At 38.6% G+C, this 4,820-nt stretch carries 7 protein-coding genes; all 7 read left to right on the top strand.

Annotated elements, in window-relative coordinates; all coding sequences use genetic code 11:
* On the top strand, positions 1-181 hold a 181-nt coding region (locus QZ735_RS02450), incomplete at its 5' end, for a chorismate-binding protein (protein WP_294243831.1).
* Positions 182-233: 52 nt separating this feature from the next.
* Positions 234-587, top strand: a complete 354-nt coding sequence (locus QZ735_RS02455; RefSeq protein WP_294243833.1) for a four helix bundle protein — start codon at positions 234-236, stop codon at positions 585-587.
* 1 nt (position 588) lies between these two features.
* A complete protein-coding gene (locus tag QZ735_RS02460; protein ID WP_294243835.1) occupies positions 589-1,242 on the top strand; it encodes an aminodeoxychorismate/anthranilate synthase component II in 654 nt (217 codons plus the stop codon).
* Between the two features lie 10 nt (positions 1,243-1,252).
* Complete coding sequence (trpD, locus tag QZ735_RS02465; RefSeq protein ID WP_294243837.1) at positions 1,253-2,242, top strand: anthranilate phosphoribosyltransferase; 990 nt, start codon at positions 1,253-1,255, stop codon at positions 2,240-2,242.
* Between the two features lie 10 nt (positions 2,243-2,252).
* Positions 2,253-3,032, top strand: coding sequence for an indole-3-glycerol phosphate synthase TrpC (trpC, locus tag QZ735_RS02470; RefSeq protein WP_294243838.1), 780 nt, complete (start codon positions 2,253-2,255; stop codon positions 3,030-3,032).
* Positions 3,033-3,050: 18 nt separating this feature from the next.
* Positions 3,051-3,758, top strand: a complete 708-nt coding sequence (locus tag QZ735_RS02475; RefSeq protein WP_294243840.1) for a phosphoribosylanthranilate isomerase — start codon at positions 3,051-3,053, stop codon at positions 3,756-3,758.
* Positions 3,759-4,118: 360 nt separating this feature from the next.
* Positions 4,119-4,571 carry an IS200/IS605 family transposase gene (gene tnpA, locus QZ735_RS02480; protein WP_294243841.1) on the top strand — a complete coding sequence of 151 codons (453 nt, stop codon included), beginning with the start codon at positions 4,119-4,121 and terminating at the stop codon, positions 4,569-4,571.
* Positions 4,572-4,820 lie beyond the last annotated feature (249 nt).

Consider the following 4,820-nt stretch of genomic DNA (forward strand, 5'->3'; position numbering starts at 1 on the left):
CGAATGCAACCAGGCCATTATGATCCGTACTTTTTTAAGCAAAAACAATACGCTGTACTACCAGGCCGGAGCCGGACTCGTCGCAAAATCCAACCCGGAAAGCGAACTTCAGGAAGTGAACAATAAGCTGAATGCTTTGAAAAAGGCAGTGGAGAAAGCAGAGAAGCTTGTTGATAGTTGATAGGGATTGGTTATTCGTTAAAATATTTATTAAAAATTATAAAACACAAATTATGGAGTACACAAATTTAGATGTATGGGTTGAATCAAGAAAACTTACTAATAGTATATATGATTCCACTAAAAATTATCCGAAAGAAGAAATATTCGGTTTAACCAATCAGATCAGAAGAGCAGCTGTATCTGTTCCTTCAAATATAGCCGAAGGATGCGGAAGAAGTACAGCAAAAGCAACAATCCAATTTCTGTTTATTGCCAGAGGTTCATTGTATGAGTTGGAGACCCAACTGTATTTATCTAATGATCAAAGATATATAAGTGAAAAGCAATTTACAGAACTCTTACATCAGACGATTCTCTGCAAAAAATTATTGAACGGATTTATTAATTATTACAGAAAAAAATAAAATGAAACATACAGAACCATCAACAATCAACAATCAACCATCAACAATTAACCATAACCCATCAACCACCACCCATCAACCATCGTCCAAAGTCCTGGTATTCGATAATTACGACAGTTTTACCTACAACCTCGTCCAGATTATCGAAAGGATTCTTGATGCCAGGGTGGATGTCGTGAAAAATGATCAAATTGCTTTAGCTGAGATTGACCAATATGATAAGATCGTGCTTTCTCCCGGCCCGGGAATTCCTGAAGAAGCGGGCATTCTGCTGGAAGTGATTAAAGAATACGCGCCTACCAAAAGCATTCTGGGCGTTTGTCTTGGTCAGCAGGCCATTGCAGAGGCTTTCGGCGGAAGCCTGATCAATCTTACGGAAATTTATCATGGCGTTTCCACACCTGCCGATTTTGTAAAGAATGATACGAAAATTTTTAAAGATCTTGCCAGCGGAATTGAAGTCGGACGATACCATAGCTGGGTGGTAAACCGTGAAGATTTACCTGAGGAACTGGAAATTACGGCCATCGATAAAGACGGCATGATCATGGCTCTGCAGCATAAAACCTATGATGTGCACGGGGTTCAGTTTCATCCGGAAAGTATTCTGACTCCGGAAGGAGAAACAATTATTAAAAATTTTCTGTTACCTTAAAAAAACACGTATGAAAGAAATTCTTCAATACCTTTTCAATCATCACACCTTATACAAATCGCAGGCAAAGGCCATCATGATTGAAATTGCACAGAATAAATTCAATGCCACGGAAGTCACGGCTTTCGTAACCGTTTTCCTGATGCGGAATATTACCCTGCAAGAACTGGAAGGTTTCCGCGAAGCCCTCTTGCAGATGGCCGTTCCGGTGGACATTAATGCAGAAGATGCCATCGATATCGTAGGAACCGGCGGCGATGGAAAAAACACCATTAATATTTCCACCCTGGCGAGTTTTGTGGTGGCCGGCGCCGGACAGAAAGTAACGAAACACGGAAACTACGGAGCCTCCACCATTACCGGATCATCCAATGTGCTGGAAGCATTGGGCTATATATTTAAAAACAATTCGCAAGAACTTCAGGAAGAGCTTGACAACGCCAACATCTGCTTTTTGCATGCTCCTTATTTTCATCCGGCACTACAATCCGTTGGAGCACTCAGAAAGTCATTGGGACTGAGAACTTTTTTCAATCTCCTGGGCCCGCTGGTAAATCCTGCGAAGCCACAGTTTTCAGTGATCGGTGTTTACAACCTTGAAATTGCACGTATTTATCAGTATCTTCTGCAAAAAGACCATCGTAATTTTACACTTGTTCATGGAGTGGACGGATATGATGAAATCAGCCTCACAGGTGACAGCAAGATCATCAGTAAGAAAGGCGAAGCCGTGTATACAACAGAAGATTTAGGTTTTCCGGCGGTGACACCCGAAAGCATCCAGGCTGCCGATACGCCGGAGGAAACGGCAAAAATTTTCAGGAATATTCTTGAAGGAAAAGGAACAGAAGAACAAAATTCGGTGGTGCTGGCTAATGCAGCCGTTGCCTTATATCATACCGGTAAATTCGGGAGTTATGCAAACTGCCTTACAATGGCAAAAGAAAGTCTTCACGGCGGAAAAGCTTTGCAAAGCCTGAAATTGTTGTTGAATGAATAAATGACCTCTCATGAATATTTTAGATAAAATTATCCGCAGAAAAAAAGAAGAACTGGCCTTCTCGAAATCAAAATTTCCCATTCAGCAGCTGAAAGATTCGGAATTTTTTGGGAGAAAAGGTCTTTCATTAAAAGAAACGTTGAAAAGCAAAAGCGGAATTATTGCTGAATTTAAAAGACAGTCGCCGTCCAAAGGCGTAATCAATGACAAAGTTTCACCGCTGGAAGTGATCGCTGCATACGAAAACTTTGGAGCCAGCGCAGTTTCCGTTCTGACAGACCTGGATTTTTTTGGTGGCCGTTTTAATGACATCCTGAGCATCAGAAATCATATTCATATTCCGGTTTTAAGAAAAGATTTCATGGTGGATGAATACCAGTTTTATGAAGCCAAATCCATCGGAGCGGATGTCATCTTACTGATCGCCGCTTGCCTGTCTCCTCAGCAGGTTCAGGAATTCACGGCACTTGCTCATGAACTGGATGTGGAAGTATTGCTCGAAATCCATTCAGAAGAAGAATTACAACATCTCAATCCCCATATCGATTTTGCGGGCATTAACAACAGAAATTTAAAGGATTTCAAAGTAGACCTGCAACATTCTGTTGATCTGAAAAACAGACTGCCCGAAGGAATTTTATCCGTTGCTGAAAGCGGTATTTATAGCGAAGAAGATTTTAAATATTTAAAAGAAAAAGGATTTGACGGATTTTTGATGGGCGAATATTTTATGAAAGACGAAAACCCTGGAAATAAATTCTCTGAATTTATTTCCCATGTAACAATATAACAATTGATCGATATAACAATGATAAAAAGCCAGCAGCCATTTGCCGGAAGCCAGCAGCCGAAGCTTAAAGTCTGCGGATTGACTAAGATCGAACAGATTCAGGAACTGATTTTGCTGGACAACGATTTTCTTGGTTTTATCTTTTACGAAAAGTCGCCGAGGTATGTGCTGAATCATCTGACATTGCCGGAAATTTCAACGATCGGTCATCAAGGGAAAGTCGGGGTTTTTGTAAACGAAACCCTTGAAAAAATAGCAGAAACAGCAGAACAGGGAAACCTGAATTTTATTCAGCTGCATGGTGATGAGGATGAATATTTTATTGCTGAACTGAGAAAAGTAATCCATCCCAACATTGGAATTATTAAAGCCATCCGGATAGGAGATCAGAGCCGGGACGAATTACAGGAAATCATCGACAGCATTTTGCCGACGGTCAACTATCTGCTGTTTGATACCGATTCCAAAGCATTCGGCGGAACCGGGAAAACATTTGACTGGAATGTACTCAATACTATGGAGATTCCCCTTCCCTATTTTTTAAGCGGCGGGATTTCAGATGAAAATTTTAATGGCATAAAGACATTGCATCAACAACCTTTCGCTTTGGATATCAATTCAAAATTTGAAATTGAACCGGGCATTAAGGATTTGGAGAAAATAAAAAAATTGAAAAAAGAAATAGAAAAAAGTCCCGAAGGGACGGCTTACAACAGAATCGGATGAAAGTCCGATTCACCAGTTAGTACAAAGAAAAGGAGGAAGAAGGATTTTGGTGATGAAATTATAAAACAATTATATAAAATGGAAAATCATAAATGAGGGGGTTGCCCCGACGTCGATATTAATCGGATTGGCATCCGATTCTTAATTAAACCGTCCCTTCGGGACTTAAAGTTGTCAAATTTATTAACTTTAATAGAAGAACTATAGAGACAGGATAAAAAATACTGTTTATCATTAAATAAAAAGAGTTTAATTTTAAATAAGAAATTCTAAAAGCGAGAAAAATCAAGTCCCAAAGGGACGACTTATAATAGAATCGGATGAAAATCCGATTTACCCAATCATTACAAACACAAAAAGATGCCACAATCATTAGTCAAAAATTATGTCCACATCGTTTTCAGCACGAAACATCGGGAGGATTTTATTGATGAAAATATAGAAAAAGAACTGTTCGCCTATATTGCAACGCTTTGTAAAGATTTTGGAAGTCTGGCTTTACAGATTGGAGGAACCGATAATCATATTCACATTCTCTGTTCATTATCCAGGAAAATCGCTTTAATGAAATTGGTTCAGGAAATTAAGGCCCATTCCTCAAAATGGATAAAGACAAAGGGTGAAAAATATAAAAACTTTTTTTGGCAGGACGGCTATGGTGCTTTTTCAGTAAGTGAGGAAAGTGTTTATGTAGTTATCCATTATATTAAAAACCAGAGAAAACATCATCAACAGATTCCGTATAAGGACGAAATGATTGGGATTCTTCAGAAACATAAAATGGATTATGATGAGAAATATATGTGGGATTGACTATACAATTCTTATAAAATCGGATTATCATCCGATCCTGTATTAAACCGTCCCTTTGGGACTACTGAAACCACATATTGTTTAAAATTAAATAAAACATAGATAAAAATGAATTAAAAATCCAGATGAAGACGAATATTACAGCGAATTCAGAGTGCAATCAATATTCTAATGAAAAAGTTGCTGAAAGATATAGAAAGATTGATTAGGAAGAAGTAATAAGTTTAAATATACGCTCAGAAATGAAAG

The organism is uncultured Chryseobacterium sp., assembly GCF_913776365.1.
Classification (GTDB): domain Bacteria; phylum Bacteroidota; class Bacteroidia; order Flavobacteriales; family Weeksellaceae; genus Chryseobacterium.